General features: G+C 58.3%; 19 protein-coding genes. 11 read left to right on the forward strand and 8 right to left on the reverse strand.

What is annotated here, in order from left to right:
• The 4 genes from hslR to mutM form a co-directional block, all read right to left on the reverse strand.
• Window positions 1-408 (reverse strand): ribosome-associated heat shock protein Hsp15, encoded by a 408-nt coding sequence (hslR, locus tag AC13E3_RS13460; protein WP_008175667.1) that lies wholly within the window; start codon window positions 406-408, stop codon window positions 1-3.
• Window positions 409-449: 41 nt separating this feature from the next.
• Window positions 450-1139 carry a GMP/IMP nucleotidase gene (gene yrfG / locus AC13E3_RS13465; protein WP_405417451.1) on the reverse strand — a complete coding sequence of 230 codons (690 nt, stop codon included), beginning with the start codon at window positions 1137-1139 and terminating at the stop codon, window positions 450-452.
• Between the two features lie 95 nt (window positions 1140-1234).
• Window positions 1235-1564 (reverse strand): hypothetical protein, encoded by a 330-nt coding sequence (locus tag AC13E3_RS13470; protein ID WP_008175672.1) that lies wholly within the window; start codon window positions 1562-1564, stop codon window positions 1235-1237.
• A gap of 184 nt (window positions 1565-1748) precedes the next feature.
• Entirely contained in the window at window positions 1749-2561 is an 813-nt protein-coding gene (gene mutM / locus AC13E3_RS13475; RefSeq protein ID WP_039882121.1) for a bifunctional DNA-formamidopyrimidine glycosylase/DNA-(apurinic or apyrimidinic site) lyase, read from the reverse strand.
• Window positions 2562-2701: 140 nt separating this feature from the next.
• Here mutM and AC13E3_RS13480 point away from each other — a divergent pair, with 140 nt between their 5' ends.
• Window positions 2702-3880, forward strand: a complete 1179-nt coding sequence (locus AC13E3_RS13480; protein ID WP_053113263.1) for a DesA family fatty acid desaturase — start codon at window positions 2702-2704, stop codon at window positions 3878-3880.
• 77 nt (window positions 3881-3957) lie between these two features.
• Here AC13E3_RS13480 and rsmD read toward each other — a convergent pair whose 3' ends face one another.
• Window positions 3958-4608 (reverse strand): 16S rRNA (guanine(966)-N(2))-methyltransferase RsmD, encoded by a 651-nt coding sequence (rsmD, locus tag AC13E3_RS13485; protein WP_405417448.1) that lies wholly within the window; start codon window positions 4606-4608, stop codon window positions 3958-3960.
• Between the two features lie 161 nt (window positions 4609-4769).
• Here rsmD and ftsY point away from each other — a divergent pair, with 161 nt between their 5' ends.
• The 8 genes from ftsY (at window position 4770) to AC13E3_RS13525 (ending at window position 13009) form a co-directional block, all read left to right on the forward strand.
• The gene (gene ftsY, locus AC13E3_RS13490; RefSeq protein ID WP_405417446.1) at window positions 4770-5957 is read left to right on the forward strand and encodes a signal recognition particle-docking protein FtsY; all 1188 of its coding nucleotides are present in this window, start codon (window positions 4770-4772) and stop codon (window positions 5955-5957) included.
• Between the two features lie 29 nt (window positions 5958-5986).
• Complete coding sequence (gene ftsE, locus AC13E3_RS13495; protein ID WP_008175683.1) at window positions 5987-6679, forward strand: cell division ATP-binding protein FtsE; 693 nt, start codon at window positions 5987-5989, stop codon at window positions 6677-6679.
• Window positions 6669-7676: a permease-like cell division protein FtsX gene (gene ftsX / locus AC13E3_RS13500; RefSeq protein ID WP_008175686.1), complete on the forward strand. Its 1008-nt coding sequence runs from the start codon at window positions 6669-6671 to the stop codon at window positions 7674-7676. Before ftsE ends, ftsX begins: the two co-directional genes overlap by 11 nt.
• Before the next feature lie 191 nt (window positions 7677-7867).
• On the forward strand, window positions 7868-8728 hold the full coding sequence (gene rpoH, locus AC13E3_RS13505) for an RNA polymerase sigma factor RpoH (protein ID WP_008175688.1): 861 nt from the start codon (window positions 7868-7870) through the stop codon (window positions 8726-8728).
• 321 nt (window positions 8729-9049) lie between these two features.
• A complete protein-coding gene (locus tag AC13E3_RS13510; RefSeq protein ID WP_053113261.1) occupies window positions 9050-9961 on the forward strand; it encodes an NAD(P)-dependent oxidoreductase in 912 nt (303 codons plus the stop codon).
• Between the two features lie 7 nt (window positions 9962-9968).
• Entirely contained in the window at window positions 9969-10748 is a 780-nt protein-coding gene (gene hyi / locus AC13E3_RS13515) for a hydroxypyruvate isomerase (RefSeq protein ID WP_008175692.1), read from the forward strand.
• A 103-nt stretch (window positions 10749-10851) separates the two neighbouring features.
• Window positions 10852-11532 (forward strand): winged helix-turn-helix domain-containing protein, encoded by a 681-nt coding sequence (locus tag AC13E3_RS13520; RefSeq protein ID WP_008175694.1) that lies wholly within the window; start codon window positions 10852-10854, stop codon window positions 11530-11532.
• A complete protein-coding gene (locus AC13E3_RS13525; protein ID WP_053113260.1) occupies window positions 11519-13009 on the forward strand; it encodes a HAMP domain-containing sensor histidine kinase in 1491 nt (496 codons plus the stop codon). The genes AC13E3_RS13520 and AC13E3_RS13525 overlap by 14 nt, the downstream gene beginning before the upstream one ends.
• Here the strand turns inward: AC13E3_RS13525 and AC13E3_RS13530 are convergent.
• Window positions 13003-13284 (reverse strand): hypothetical protein, encoded by a 282-nt coding sequence (locus AC13E3_RS13530; RefSeq protein WP_008175698.1) that lies wholly within the window; start codon window positions 13282-13284, stop codon window positions 13003-13005. The genes AC13E3_RS13525 and AC13E3_RS13530 overlap by 7 nt on opposite strands.
• A gap of 303 nt (window positions 13285-13587) precedes the next feature.
• Here AC13E3_RS13530 and greB point away from each other — a divergent pair, with 303 nt between their 5' ends.
• Window positions 13588-14103: a transcription elongation factor GreB gene (gene greB / locus AC13E3_RS13535; protein ID WP_482902125.1), complete on the forward strand. Its 516-nt coding sequence runs from the start codon at window positions 13588-13590 to the stop codon at window positions 14101-14103.
• Window positions 14104-14214: 111 nt separating this feature from the next.
• Window positions 14215-14664: a hypothetical protein gene (locus tag AC13E3_RS13540; RefSeq protein ID WP_008175703.1), complete on the forward strand. Its 450-nt coding sequence runs from the start codon at window positions 14215-14217 to the stop codon at window positions 14662-14664.
• Between the two features lie 9 nt (window positions 14665-14673).
• Here AC13E3_RS13540 and AC13E3_RS13545 read toward each other — a convergent pair whose 3' ends face one another.
• Both AC13E3_RS13545 and AC13E3_RS13550 read right to left on the reverse strand, forming a co-directional pair.
• Window positions 14674-14991, reverse strand: a complete 318-nt coding sequence (locus tag AC13E3_RS13545) for a site-specific integrase (RefSeq protein WP_008175705.1) — start codon at window positions 14989-14991, stop codon at window positions 14674-14676.
• A gap of 133 nt (window positions 14992-15124) precedes the next feature.
• Complete coding sequence (locus AC13E3_RS13550; protein ID WP_008175707.1) at window positions 15125-15385, reverse strand: acyl-CoA-binding protein; 261 nt, start codon at window positions 15383-15385, stop codon at window positions 15125-15127.
• Between the last annotated feature and the right edge of the window lie 24 nt (window positions 15386-15409).

Here is a 15409-nt window from a genome sequence, read left to right on the forward strand (position 1 = left end):
TCAGAGGCCGTTCTGTTCGCGAAAGCGCTGAATGTCCCTTCGGTCTTTCTTTGAGGGGCGTCTGGCCGGAGGAAGCTGCGCTGCCTGCATAGTTTTACGCTGCCAGGCCATTTCCTCGCGTTTCTTAACGCTGTCTTCGGTTTCGTGGTAGAGCTTCTGAGCTTCGGGTGCACCACGGCGCCGGTCGCTGATGTCATCAACAATAATGATTTTTTCCTGCCAGCCCAGGCGCAACGTCAGCTTTGCGCCGGCTTCCACCAGCCTGCCGGGTTTGCATCTCTGGCTGTTGTAGTGGACCTTGCCACCCTCGATCGCTTCCTTGGCCAGGGAGCGGGTCTTGTAGAATCGGGCGGCCCAGAGCCATTTATCGAGTCTTACACGTTGGTCGTCAGCGGTTGATGCCGTCATGTCTCCTCACCTGATGGGCTTGTAGCCCAATTATAACCCTGTCATCGGCCGGATGGCAGGGGCGACCGCTGGCGAAGCGCGGGGAGAATTTCATCGAAGTGATGAATACAGGGTATTTCCGGGTGCTGCTCCCGGGCTTCCTGTTGGCTGTCCGGCGCCAATACGGCCAGACATTGGGCAATGCCGGCCGCCAGCGCACTTTCCAGCACCGGAAAACTGTCGTCGACCATCAGGGTGCTTTCGGCCTGGTAAGGCGTTACTCGCTGGAGGTCCTGCCAGAATGAGGGATCTTCCTTGGGCTTGCCCAACTGGTGGCTGGAAACAATGGCATCCACCCGTGTATCAAGGCCGGTTCGTTTCAGCTTCAGGGCCAGGGGGTCGGGGTGACAGTTGGTGACAATCACCGAGTGAAGCCCGGCTTGTCGGAGGGCATCGAGAAAATCCGTGACGTGGGGGCGGTAACCGATCCGGTCGCCTACCTCTGCTTTCAGCCCCGTGATGTCGAGAGACAGCCGCTCGCTCCAGTAATCGGTGCAATACCAGTTCAGTGAGCCGCGCTCGGCCATGATCATCGGAATCAGGCGGTCTTTCGCTTCCTGGGGGTGGAGGTCGTATTGCTCGGCGTACCTTGCCGGCAGATGTTCGAGCCAGAAGTGGTTATCGAAATGCAGATCCAGCAGTGTCCCGTCCATATCCAGGAACACCGTGTTAAGCGAGGACCAGTCAACCATAGAGAAAAACAGCCTGAAGAATTTGCTTCAGGCTGCCGGAGTTCGCTCGTCGGGGCAAGCCGTGATAGTACGGAGGCGTGCCCGATGGAGCCGGATCAGTTGCTGGTCTGGACCGTCTCGGGTTTCTTGCCGGTACGGGTGCAGCCCAGGCAGCGCACGAAAGTCGCCTTGGCCGGGCCCATTACCAGAACTTCCCCTGCTTCATCAGCGTTGCCGCCCAGCAGGGAGAAGGGCAGGGAGACCAGGTAGACAGCGCTGCCCACGATGGTGGTAGCCAGCAAGGCCGGGCGAACAAAAATTGCATCACCGGTCATTGCCAGTGCCGAAGGGGTTTCGTCCACGGCCTGGGCGTGCCCAAGGGATGAGAATGCCAACAGGCAGGCCGCCACAGTGGCTACCAGGGTGCGGGAAATCTTGCGGGTCATCTTACTGTCTCCTGAGCTTTAGTGGCCCTGAAAGGGTACTGCTTTAAAGAAAAGCAAACCCGGATCGTATCAACCGGATACCATCCTATTGTAAACCGTGGGCGTTAATCCTCTGTTAACTATGAATCATATTTGCGCATTTTCAAACGATTTTTCGTTGCAGAATGTGCGATCTGGTAAGCGTTCAGCGCTGGCAACGGGGACAGTAAACCGTTGAGCGATTGTTCATCCGGATTTCCTTCAGTGGTGCCCCGCATTCCTTGCAGGGCTGGCCGCCACGGCCGTACACCAGCAGGGACTGGGCAAAATAGCCGGGCTTGCCATCGCTGTTCACGAAGTCCCGAAGGGTGGTTCCGCCCATCAGAATGGCGGCGCTGAGCGTTTCCCGGATGGCTTCGGCCAGCCTGTGATAGCGGTCGAGGCTGATTCTCCCGGCCTTGCGCCGGGGATGAATGCCCGATTTGAACAGCGCTTCATTGGCATAGATGTTACCGGCACCCACGACCACCTGATTGTCCATGATGAACGATTTCACCGGTGTGTTTTTGCCGCGGGAGAGCCGGAACAGGTGCGCGCCATTGAATTCCGGGGCCAGGGGTTCCGGACCCAGGTGGGTGATCAGCGGGTGCTCTTCGGCGGAATCAGCCCACAGCCAGCAGCCGAACCGGCGTGGGTCGTTGAATCGAAGGATGACGCCGGACTGCAATGCCACGTCGATATGATCATGGGTCAGGGGAGGGGTATTGTCAGTGATGATGCGCAGGCTGCCGGACATGCCAAGGTGAACAATCACCGTGCCCCGGTCCATGTTCAGGAACAAATACTTGGCCCGGCGGTCTACACTTTTAATCACCTGACCTTCCAGTTTCTCGCCCAGATCGGCCGGAACGGGCCAGCGCAGACTGCCGTTGCGGACTGTCACTCGTGTAATAGTCTCGCCTTCGCAGTGGGGTGCTATACCCCGTCGGGTCGTTTCTACTTCGGGCAGTTCAGGCACGGGCGGGAATCTCCGGTGGAAAACGTCTAAGTGTAATCAGTAACAATTTTGCATCCAAATGCTGTTGTTGTGGCTTACAGCTGTACGCTAAAGTGTGGAGGTTGGCCTCGCGCCAAAGATATTGATTTTGAGGATTTGCTATGTGGTTTAATGGTCTTCTTGACCTGTCGGTGATGCAGCTCATTCTGGTCACCCTCGGAATGACACACGTCACGATTGTCAGTGTAACGCTCTACCTGCATCGCCATTCGGCGCATAACTCGCTGGACCTGCATCCGGCCCTGAAACACTTCTTCCGGTTCTGGCTCTGGTTAACCACTGCGCAGAACACCAAGGAATGGACCGCCATCCATCGTAAACACCACGCCAAGTGCGAAACCGAGGAAGATCCCCACAGCCCGGTCGTCTTGGGTATTCGCAAGGTGCTGTTCCAGGGCGCCGAACTCTATGCGGAATCGGCGACGCCCGAAACGCTCGAGCGCTACGGCCAGCGGACACCGGAAGACTGGGTGGAGCGCAATGTTTACAGCCGCTACAAGATGCTCGGCATCGCGTTGATGGCGGTAATCAACCTGGCCCTGTTTGGCGTTCACGGTATCTGGATCTGGGCGGTGCAGATGATGTGGATTCCGGTCTGGGCTGCCGGTGTGGTCAACGGTATCGGCCACTGGATGGGTTACCGGAACTACGAATGTGCCGATAACGCCCGCAATATCAGCCCACTGGGTCTTCTGATTGGCGGTGAAGAGTTGCACAACAACCACCATACCTATCCCAACTCATCCAAGCTGTCTCGCCGCTGGTTCGAGGTGGATATCGGCTGGGGCTACATCCGCCTGTTCCAGTTGTTCGGACTGGCCAAGCCCAAGGGTTATCGACCGATTGCCCACCATGTGCCAGGTAAACTGGAGGTGGATGTGGAAACGGTTCAGGCCATCGCCAACAACCGGTTCGATATCATGCGCCAGTACCGTAAACGTGTCATGGAGCCGGTCCTGCGCCAGCAGAAGTCGCTGATGGACGATGAGATCCGTCCCCGTTACCGGAAGCTCAAGCAACTGCTCTCCCGTGAGATCACACTGATTCAGCCGAAGGAGAAGGAAACCCTCGAGTCTGTGCTGGAGCGCAATGCGGTGCTGCGCCAGATCTATGAGAAGAGCCACGAGCTGCAGGCCCTCTGGCGCCAGCGTGGGCTCAAACCCCAGGACAAGCTGAACGCGCTGATGGAGTGGTGCCGTGAGGCGGAAGCCAGCGGTATCCGCTATCTGGAAGAGTTCGCCGAGCACCTCCGGGCCTACTCGCTGCGCCCCTCAACCTGATGCCGGGTAGAGAATCGACGTAAACCTGCTTCGGCGGGGAATCCGGGGCCAGATGAAAGCGTTCATCTGGCCCTTTTTTATTCTGGCCCGGAAACAACCCGGAACAGGGAGTAGGTGACCTGTCCCGCACTTTTTTGCCGGTGCAACTGCCAGGAAACGGGCACAGAAGGCGTTGGCAGCTCGCTCTCGTGTTCCACGTAAACCCAGCCGCCGGGTTTGATCCACGCCTGTTTTTCCAGCAACGGAAACAGCTTTTCGAGCCAGCCCTGGCGAAACGGCGGATCCATGAACACGATATCGAATGGCGGTCGGTTTCTCTGGGCCAGATAGCTTTCGACGTCCGAACACACCACTTCGCCGTTGTCGGATTTCAACAACCGGAGGTTGTCTCGCAGTGCTCTGGCCAGGGCTGGCGTGTGGTCCACGAGGGTGGCCTGCCCGGCACCCCGGGAAAGAGCCTCTAGCCCAAGCGCGCCGGAGCCGGCGAACAAATCGAGGCAGTCACTGCCGGCAAGGTGGAAGGCAAGCCAGTTGAACAGGGTTTCGCGGGTGCGCGCGGGGGTGGGTCGAACGCCACCGGCGTCCGGGAAGCGCAGTTTGCGGCTGCGCCAGTCGCCGCCAATGATTCGCAGCTCACCGGTGCCGCTGCCTTTGCCAGCCGGAGCCGCCTCGCGACCAGCTGGGGATCTCGTCTGGTGAGACCTGCTTGCGGATTGTCTGCGCGTCATAGCCGCCGCTCCACGGAAATATTCGGTTCAGGATATGTGCCTGCATCTTACCGGAAACGTTTACGGTCGCGATAATCGGAGCGACCCTCACTTCACCGGGACAGTCTGCTAGAATACCGGCTTTCTTTGTCCCGCCCATTCAGACTGATGGATTGATTTTTATGACGGCAGAGTGGATTTCAATCGGCCTCCTGGCCCTTCTTGTGCTCGTATTTGTCCTGGATATCGCCGGCAACCGTAGCCGGGCACCACGCCCCAAGCCGGTGCCGCAGCGCAAGCCCGAGGTTTCCAAAGGGCCGGCACCAGAGCCGGAAGAGGGCGAGATTGAAGCGCCTGCCGCCGCAGAGCCACAACCAGAGCCGGTGGCTGAGCCGGAACCGACCCCAGAGCCCGCGGAAGAACCGCAGAAAGCACCGGAACCGGAGCCTCAGGTCAGCGTTTTCGAGCGCTTCAAAAAGGGGTTGGGCAAAACCCGGGCAAGCCTGACCGGTGGCTTGTCCGACATGTTCTCGCTTGGCAAGAAAATCGATGAGGAACTGCTGGAGGAAATCGAGACTACGCTACTGATGGCAGACGTCGGCGTAACCGCCACTTCTGAAATCATCGACTCACTCACCGACAAACTTGAGCGCAATCAGCTCAAGGACGGCGAGGCCCTGCGAAAGGCTCTGAGGGATGAACTGCATGGTCTGCTGAAGGATGTCACCAAGCCACTGCAGATCGACTCCGGCAAGACGCCTTACGTGATTCTCATGGTGGGCGTAAATGGGGTGGGCAAGACCACCACCATCGGCAAGCTCACCAAGAAATTCCAGAACGAAGGAAAATCGGTCATGCTGGCAGCCGGCGATACCTTCCGTGCCGCTGCGGTTGAGCAGCTGCAGGTCTGGGGCGAGCGCAACAAGGTTCCGGTGGTGGCGCAACACACCGGCGCTGACAGTGCCTCGGTGATTTTCGATGCCATCCAGTCGGCCAAGTCCCGTGGTGTTGATGTGGTGATTGCCGATACTGCCGGCCGCCTGCAGAACAAGGACAACCTGATGCAGGAGCTGGAAAAGGTGGTCCGGGTTATGAAAAAGCTGGACGAATCCGCACCCCACGAGGTCATGCTGGTGCTGGATGCAGGCACCGGCCAGAACGCCCTGAGCCAGGCGCAGGTGTTCCAGCAGGCCGTCGGCGTCAGTGGCATTACGTTAACGAAACTGGACGGCACGGCCAAAGGCGGTATCGTGTTTGCCATCGCCCGTCAGTTGCAGTTGCCCATCCGGTTTATTGGTGTCGGCGAGCAGGTGGACGACCTGCGCAGTTTTGATGCCGAAACCTTTGTGGACGCCCTGTTTGACGAATAGCCCGGAATCCAGCCGCGCGGAAGCCGCCCATGATTGAGTTTCGCCAGGTCACCAAGCGTTACGACAGTGATCACACCGCTCTGCGACAGGTCAATTTTGGCCTGGAACGCGGCGAGCTGGCGTTCCTGACCGGCCATTCCGGCGCCGGCAAGAGTACCCTTCTGAAGCTGATCATGGTGATGGAGCGCCCCAGTGCCGGTGAAGTGGTGGTTGGGGGGCAGGTTCTGAACCGTTTGCCCCGACGCCAGATTCCCTACATTCGTCGTCACATTGGCGTGGTCTTCCAGAACCACCAACTGTTGTTTGATCGCACGGTGTTCGACAACGTCGCCATGCCACTGGAAGTCATGGGCGCCTCCCCCAGAGATACGGGTCGCCGCGTGCGCGCGGCCCTGGACAAGGTGGGTTTGCTGCAGAAGGAAAAAATGAACCCGATGCAGCTCTCTGGCGGGGAGCAGCAGCGCGTGGGTATTGCCCGGGCGGTGGTGAACAAACCCCCGGTGCTGCTGGCGGATGAGCCCACGGGTAACCTGGACCCGGCTCTGTCTGCGGACATCATGAATCTGTTCGGGCAGTTCAGCCAAGTGGGTGTGACCGTGTTGATCGCAACCCACGACATCGCCCTGATCAACGAGATGGGGCGTCGAACGCTGAAGCTGGATCATGGCCGTCTGGTGGCCGGCGGCACGCCAGTTCTCGGGGGAGGTGTCCATGGCCGCTGATCCCCGCAAGAAAGCACAGCCTACCCGCGGCGCCAACCAGGCTCGCGCGCCCTGGCGTGAGCAGGCAGAAAGTTATTTCATCCATCACCGCAAGGTCGCCAGGGACAGTGCCAACCGCCTTTTGCATACACCGGTGGCGAGTCTGATGACGTGGACGGTCATGGGGGTTGCCCTGGCGCTGCCAGTGGCATTGCTGTTGCTGCTGACCAGTCTTCAGGGAGTCAGCGCAGGCTGGGAGAGCAGCGCCCGGGTGACCGCCTATATCGAGTTGGATGTGCCTCTCGAACGAGCCCGAGTGCTGGGTAACGAGATTTCCGGAGACGGCCGGGTGGCAGGTGTTGAGCTGGTGGATCGCGACCAGGCGCTTGCGGAGTTCCGCGCTTCATCGGGCCTGGAAGATGCTCTGGACTATCTCGAGGATAATCCGCTGCCACATACCCTGCTGATTACCCCGGAAGAGGGCGCCCGGTCCACTGAGGGTGTTGAGGGGTTGGTGCGGTTTATCGAGGGCATGGAAGGCATAGAGCGGGTTCAGGTAGACCTGGGCTGGTTGCAGCGGCTGAACGCCATGACGGATCTTCTTGCCCGTGCTGTCTGGGCGTTGGCGATCCTGCTTGCGGCGGCGGTTGTGCTGGTGATCGGCAATACCGTACGGCTTTCAATCGAGAGCCGTCGGGACGAGATTCTGGTTGCGAAGCTGGTGGGCGGAACAGACAGCTTCGTTCGCAGGCCCTTTCTGTACACCGGCGCCTGGTTCGGGCTCGGTGGTGGGATTGTTGCCCTGATATTACTGCAATTGTCACTTTGGTGGCTCAGCGGGCCCATAGAGCGGCTGGCAGGCCTGTACAGGAGCGACTTTTCCCTGGATGGGCTGCACATTGATGGCGCCCTGGCGTTGATAATTGTTTCGATGCTGCTAGGCTGGCTAGGCGCTTGGGTGGCCGTGAAGCGTCATCTGGATGACATGGAGCCGGGTGATATTGCCGGAGGAGCATGATCCGAATAACGGGAAAACCGTATTGAAGAGACAGCTTCTATTGGCGTAAGTTGTTAGATAGTAAAGCCACGGTGAATTTCCCAGATAGTTGTTTTATAACGTTTTACTGGGAATTTCGGGAACTTTCAGGGTTCTTGGCGGTCTAAAGGGTAATTGATATATTTAGGGCCGTTGGGTTCGGAGGTTAGAGCATGGGTACGAGTTTACAACTGGTTGACAGACTGGTTCCGGGTCAGAATCTCGAGTCTTATATTCAGGCTGCGAGCCGCATCCCGGTGCTCACAGTTGACGAAGAGCGGGAGCTGGCTGAACGGCTCCATTACGAGGGCGATGTGGAAGCCGCCCGTCAGCTGGTTATGTCCCACCTGCGCTTCGTGATTCACATTGCCCGGAGCTATTCCGGCTATGGCCTCGCTCAGGCGGATTTGATCCAGGAAGGCAACGTTGGCCTGATGAAGGCGGTCAAGCGCTTCAATCCTGAGTACGGTGTGCGGCTGGTGTCTTTTGCGGTGCACTGGATCAAGGCAGAGATTCACGAGTTTATCCTGCGTAACTGGCGGATTGTTAAAGTGGCCACCACCAAGGCCCAGCGTAAGCTGTTCTTTAACCTTCGCAGCCAGAAGAAGAAGCTTGCGTGGCTCAGCCATGATGAGCTGAACGCTGTTGCCGAGGATCTGGGTGTCGAGCCCAGGGTTGTCCGCGAAATGGAAGGCCGGCTGGCGTCTCAGGATACCGCCTTTGACGGTCCTCAGGACGACGATGACGACAACGCCTATCAGGCGCCTGCGTACTATCTGGAAGACGCTCGCAGCAACCCGGCGACCCAGCTTGAGAACGCGGATTGGTCGGACGATTCCAATGGCCGGCTGATGCAGGCTCTGGGGCAATTGGATGAGCGCAGCCAGGATATTCTCCGGGAGCGCTGGTTGTCTGAAAGCAAGTCGACCCTGCACGAGCTGGCCGACAGGTACGGCGTCTCGGCCGAGCGTATACGGCAGCTAGAGAAGAATGCGATGAAGAAGATTCGCATGCAGATGTCAGAGGTGGCCTGAGTTATTGGCTAGCCACTGAGTACCTGAGTCGTAAAAAACGCCACCACCGGTTCCGGTTGGTGGCGTTTTTGTTTGTATAATCGGAAACTTTACCTTGGGGGCAGAAGCGATTGGGTGGGCCTTTCCAAAACACGCTGTGAATACATCCATGTACGCTCGGCTCCGGCCCTCAGTGCTTATTGCTCCTGCGTCGCACTGAGGGTCCGGGGCAGGCCATCCATGGCCAGCCCGTGAAGCGCTTTCGCGCTTCACCCATGGCTCCGCACGGTTCTGGAAAGGCCCACCCAATCCCTTCTCCAACCTTCGTACAAGGCCTGAAAAATGACTCATAAACACCTTCATATCGCATTCCTTGGCATCGGCCTGATGGGCGCGCCCATGACCCGTAACCTCCTGAACGCGGGTTTTCCAATGACTCTGTGGAACCGCACGTCCAGCAAGTGCGAGCCGTTTGCCTCTGAGGCGGTGATCGCCGAATCCCCGGCGGAAGCGGTTGCCAATGCCGATGTGGTGATCACCATGCTGGAGAACAGCGATGTGGTGGAGCAGGTGCTGGTCGCCCAGGGCGCGATTGATGCCCTGAAGCCGGGCGCGCTGGTGATTGATATGAGTTCAATTCAACCTTCCGTGGCCCGGCGGCATGGCGAGTTGGTTGCAGAGCAGGGCGCTGGGTATGTGGATGCGCCGGTGTCCGGGGGGACTGTGGGCGCGGCTGAAGCCCGCCTGAGTATCATGGCGGGTGGCTCGGAAGCGGATGTGGATCGCGCCCGGCCGGTGTTCGAGGCGCTCGGCAAGTGCACGCGGATTGGTCCTGTTGGCGCGGGGCAACTGGCGAAGCTGGCCAATCAGGCTATTGTTGGTATCACCATTGGTGCTGTGTCCGAGGCGCTTTTGCTGGCGGCGAAAGGCGGTGCCGATCCTGCCGCTGTGCGGGAAGCGTTGCTGGGCGGGTTTGCCGGTAGCCGGATTCTGGAGCTCCATGGCCAGCGGATGATCGACCGGGAATTTGCACCCGGCGCGCCGGCTCGGATCCAGCTAAAGGACATGCGGATGATTCTGGATGAGGCCCGTGCGGAAGGGTTGACCCTGCCCCTGGCTCAACAGACGCACAATGAATACCTGTCGCTGGTGGCCAATGGCCACAGTGATGTCGACCACAGTGGCCTGTTGCTGGAGCTGGAGCATCTGAACGGTGCCCTGCTTGGCTCCCTTGGCCGCGGACCGAAGGAGTAAACACGCCATGCCCCGTTTTGCTGCCAATCTGTCCATGCTGTTCACGGAAGTGGACTTTCCCGAGCGCTTTGCCATGGCCCGGGCCGCGGGTTTTGAGGGCGTGGAATACCTGTTCCCCTATGCCTACCCCAAAGAGCGACTCGGCCAGATGCTGAGCGATAATCAGCTGACTCAGGTGCTGTTCAATCTGCCGCCCGGTAACTGGGACGCCGGTGAACGGGGCATCGCCTGCCTGCCGGACCGGGTTGAGGAGTTCCAGGCCGGCGTGGATCAGGCGATCGACTATGCCAAAGCCCTTGGCTGCCGGCAGTTGAACTGCCTTGCGGGGCTGAAGCCGGCGAACGTTTCCGATGACATTGCCTGGCAGACGTTGGTGAGTAATGTCGCCTGGGCAGCGGGCAGGCTGGCTGACGAGGGTATCACCCTGTGCCTGGAAGCCATTAACTCGCGCGTGGATATGCCAGGCTTCGTACTGGATACCTCCGGCAAGGTGCTCGCACTGATCGAGGAAATCGACGCGGACAACGTGCGCCTGCAGTACGACCTTTACCATATGCAAATCATGGAAGGGGATCTGGTGCGCTCCATGGAGTGTCTTTTGCCCTGGATCGGCCACATTCAGTTTGCGGACAACCCGGGGCGACATGAACCCGGCACGGGGGAGATTAACTTTTCGAATGTTTTTGCGGCCATCGATGCCATGGGATATGACGGCTGGGTAAGCGCGGAATACCGGCCTACCGGGGCAACCGGTGACAGTCTAGGCTGGTTTCCGGGGAAAGCCTGACCGTCGCCATTGGCGACACCCTCTTACAAGATCGTAACTGGCCGGGTTGCCAACTTCTTCGTACCCTTGTCGTTACTGTAATCCGCTATCGGGAGGAGAGCCGGTGAAAGCGCTGGTAATCGAAGACGATCAGGACGTTGCAAATTATCTTGTCAAAGGGCTGAAGGAATCCGACTTCGTGGTCGACCATGCAGCCGATGGCAAGGAAGGCATGATGATGGCGGCCAGCGAGGATTACGACATCATGATTGTAGATCGCATGCTGCCGGGAATGGACGGTCTGTCCATTATCAAAACCGTGCGTGCGACCGGAAACCAGGTGCCGGTTCTGATTCTCAGCGCCCTGGGTGATGTGGACGACCGCGTGGAAGGTTTGCGTGGCGGCGGCGATGACTACCTCACCAAGCCGTTTTCATTCACCGAATTGTTGGCCCGTATCGAATCCCTGGTGCGCAGAAATCGGCAGTCGGCGGAAACCGAGACCGTACTGCGGGTCGCCGATCTCGAAATGGATCTGCTTGCACGCACGGTAAAGCGGGCCGGCCAGAATATTGATGTCCAGCCGCGGGAGTTCCGTCTGCTGGAGTACCTGATGCGTAATGCCGGCCAGGTGGTCACCCGGACCATGTTGCTGGAGAAAGTCTGGGATTACCATTTCGATCCCCAGACCAACGTTATCGACGTACACATCAGCCGGCTGCGAGCCAAGATCGATAAGGAATTCGATACACCCTTACTGCAGACCATCCGGGGTGCAGGGTACATGTTACGTGAAACTGCTTAGCCAGCTCAGGACCTCGTCCTTCCAGCTAGCCCTGCTGTACATGGTGGTGTTCGCCACCTCGGTATTTCTGTTACTGGCCTTTATCTACTGGCGTACGGCGGGCTTCATGACCGCCCAGACCGACGAAACCATTGAAGCGGAAATCGCCGGTCTGGCGGAGCAGTATCGTGGCCGTGGCGTAAATGGCCTCATCACCATCATCCGTGAACGTGTTGCCCGCGACCCCAACGCCAAATCCATCTATCTGCTGACCACCGACGACTTTCTGAAGCTGGCCGGCAACATAGAGACCTGGCCGGAAGGCAGCCGTTCAGAGAGCGGCTGGATCAACTTCACCCTGAACGAATCCGTCGGCTGGACCGGGCCCGAACGCCTCGCCCGTGCCCGGATCTTTGAGGTTCAGGGTGGCTTGCGCCTGCTGGTCGGGCGGGATGTCGACGAACTCACTAACCTCAAGCGGGTAATTGAAACCGCCATCAACTGGGGTATGGGGATCACCCTTGCCCTTGCGCTGCTTGGTGGCTTCCTGATGAGCCGCAGTACGACCCGGCGTATCGAGGTTATCAACAACACATCACGTCGGATCATGAACGGCCACCTTTCCCTGCGGATACCAACCCGTGGCACCGACGATGATTTCGACCAGCTGGCGGAAAACCTCAATCAGATGCTGGACCGGATTGTGTATCTGATGGAGGGCATCCGGCACGTTTCCGACAGTATTGCCCACGATTTGCGCACGCCCCTGACCCGACTCCGCAACCAGCTTGAAAACACGCTGATGTCGGTGGATAACGACGAGGCGAGGGAGCAGGCCGGCCGCGCCGTGGCGGAGGCCGATCAGCTGCTGGCCACCTTCAACGCATTGTTGCGCATCGCCCGCCTGGAAACCCGTGGTAATACCGCCGACATGAAACCTGTGCCGCTGGATGAGTTGGTCACCGATGCCTGTGAGCTCTATGAGGCCTTGGCTGAGGATAAGGACCAGTCGTTCGAGCAGGGCCTGGAAAGCGGAGTGATGATCGAGGGCGACCGCGACCTTCTGTTCCAGATGGTCAGCAACCTGATTGATAACGCTATCAAATATACGCCGGAGCATGGCGTTATAGGCGTATCTGTTCGGCGCGAGGGTGCCGATGCGGTGTTTGAAGTCCGGGACAGTGGAATCGGTATTCCCGATGCCGAGAAAGACCAGGTCTTCCAGCGGTTTTACCGGGTAGGCAAGAGCCGTTCTTTACCGGGTAATGGTCTGGGCCTGAGCCTTGTGAGCGCTGTTGCGGAAATACATCAGGGCCGGATTGTCCTGAGCGATACGCATCCCGGAGAGGCGTCGCCGGGGCTGACCGTGGCTGTGAAGATTCCCGCCTTTACCGAAGCCCGCAAACGCATTCGCGCGGCCCAGGCGGAACAGCCGGCAGATTCAGCGGCCGGGGAAACCCGGGCCGCCTCTCAATCAACCGGCGTAAATACTCACTGACTGGCGCGAAACCGGTTGATCCTCGACAGCACCGGGGCAACCAATGCATCTCTGCGCGACTCGATTTCGTGAGTAATCCTTTCAACCTGGGAGCGGCGACGGTTCACGCGTACCTGAATGCTGTCCCATTCACCTTCCAGGTGCTTCTGCTCTACCGCCAGAAAAGCCGCAATGTTGTGGCGGTTGATCTTGCCGGTAATCCCGTACTGGTCCAGCCGGTAGCCTATGGCATCCACGCCATTAAGCGCCAAGTTCAGCAGGGTCTGAGTGTTCATATTGGTATCTCCGTGAATGGAAGCGGTAAAAATCTGTATGACGCTAACGCTATGCTCAGGACCTAGAGTGTGCAACCTAATTCCGACTTCGCGGGTCTTCATATTCCCTGACCAAAAGGTAATTCCTCGGCCACTCCGGTGTAATCCAGGCTGTGCATAATGGAAACTGTAGCTTTGGAAGCCTGCACGATTTGTTGCTTGCTTCTCCCTCCAGCACAGCGCTAGCCTTACCCCGTTTTTACGGGGTTTTTTTATGCCCTTCCCATTTCTGATTCCCATCTGGCAGAGGACGTTGCAAAACCAATGACCCAGGTTCCCGGTAATGGCGGCCCCCGCCCGCGATACATCACGCCGGAAGGCGAGCGGGCCTTGCGTGATGAATTGCAGTATCTCTGGAAGGTAAAGCGCCCGAAAGTCACCCAGGCCGTGCGTGAAGCCGCCGCCCTTGGCGATCGGTCCGAGAATGCCGAGTACATCTACGGCAAGAAGCAGTTACGGGAAATCGACCGGCGGGTGCGTTTCCTCAGCAAACGCCTGGAAGAGCTTACCGTGGTTGACCATTTGCCGGATGACCGGGACAAGGTGTTTTTTGGCGCCTGGGTGACGGTGGAAGACGAGGACGGTGATGAGCAGACCTATCGGCTGGTCGGCGCGGACGAGTTTGATCTGAACAAAGGCTACCTCAGCATCAACTCACCGCTCGCCCGGGCCCTGATCGGCAAACGCCTTGACGACGAAGTGAGCGTTCGCACGCCGGAAGGTTGGAAGTCGGTCTTTGTCGTAGGAATTCGCTACGAGGCGCCATCCGACGACAAGTGAATGATGTCACAAAATTGGCGAGTGCCCGGGCAGGTTGTGTGATTTGTCGATAAACTGATCAAAATTTGTCACAACTGGTCGCAGACAGGATCGTCTGCCGGGGTAAATGCCATGGGTATGCGTGGAGAAGCGGGGAACGTTCAGAGCAGGGTAATCACGGTGCTTGTCTTGGCTGCGGCATTTTCTGCCGGTGCGGCCTTTGCGCAGAGCGATGCGCAGGACAGTGCTTTCCAGTACGAAGAACGCTCAACCATCCACACCATCCAGCTGAATTCCATGGAGGAAGAGACGCTGGCCAATACCGTTATCGAGGGTGGCCTTGCGGCACCGGCTGCGGGTGTACCGCTCAAACCCCGGGTTGAAGACGACTTCTACCTGGATCCCCTCGGGCTTCGACCCGGAGATAACCGCACGGACCTCGGCCGATCACAGATTCCGGTGGAGTTCCGGTTCAGCAATCCGAAATCCATTCCCGGGCAGACCCACAGCAACAACTACGTGATCCGCCCACCCGAGAACCGCACTTACGATGCGCTTAACATCAATATGAATGAGCGTTGAGACAGGCTATCAGGCTGCGGCGCAGCCGTTGTCTCCGGCGGGCGTTTTACCAAGTACATCTTCATAGAAAAATGCCAGGGCCTGACTGGCCTGATTGAAACGCGCCCGGGATACCCGCATGCGATCGTTCAGGTATTCCAGAAACAGCCGGCGGTCTTCATTGGCCAGCGCATCCGGATCTTTCATGTCGCTAAACAGCACGAACCGTGTGATCCAGTGCAGGTAGGTTTGCTCAGAGCGTTGATTGAGCTTTTGTTCGTGGATGGCGTCCTTGACCCGTGCCACCAAGCCTGGCTGGGACTGTTCCAGCGCTTCCGTGATGTCCATAAATAACTCTTCCTGGTGAATTGGTATTGTTATTTTGCGCGCATCTTATGACAGCTCATTTACGAGCGCAAAGCTTTATTCAGGAAGATTGACTCTGGTCATTTTTCGACCAGAGTCTGGGCTGGAACACCAGTTATTTCAGGGCTTCAAGCTTGTCTATGTACTTCTGCATGGCCTCATCGCTGGACATGCCCTTAGCCTTTTCCCAGGCATCAAACTTGGCGCGGCCGACAAAATCCATCATGCCCGGGCGCTTGCCGGACACATCTCCCTCGGTGGCCTGCTTATAGAGCGCATAGAACTCCAGTTTCATCTCGTTGGACGGTTTGAAGTCGCCCTCGGCAGTCTGGATGTAATTCACGGCTTCGTCGAAGCGGGTTTTCAGGTCACTCATGTTGATCTCCTTATGGTTTCGTGT

It is taken from the genome of Marinobacter sp. L-80, from assembly GCF_056859395.1.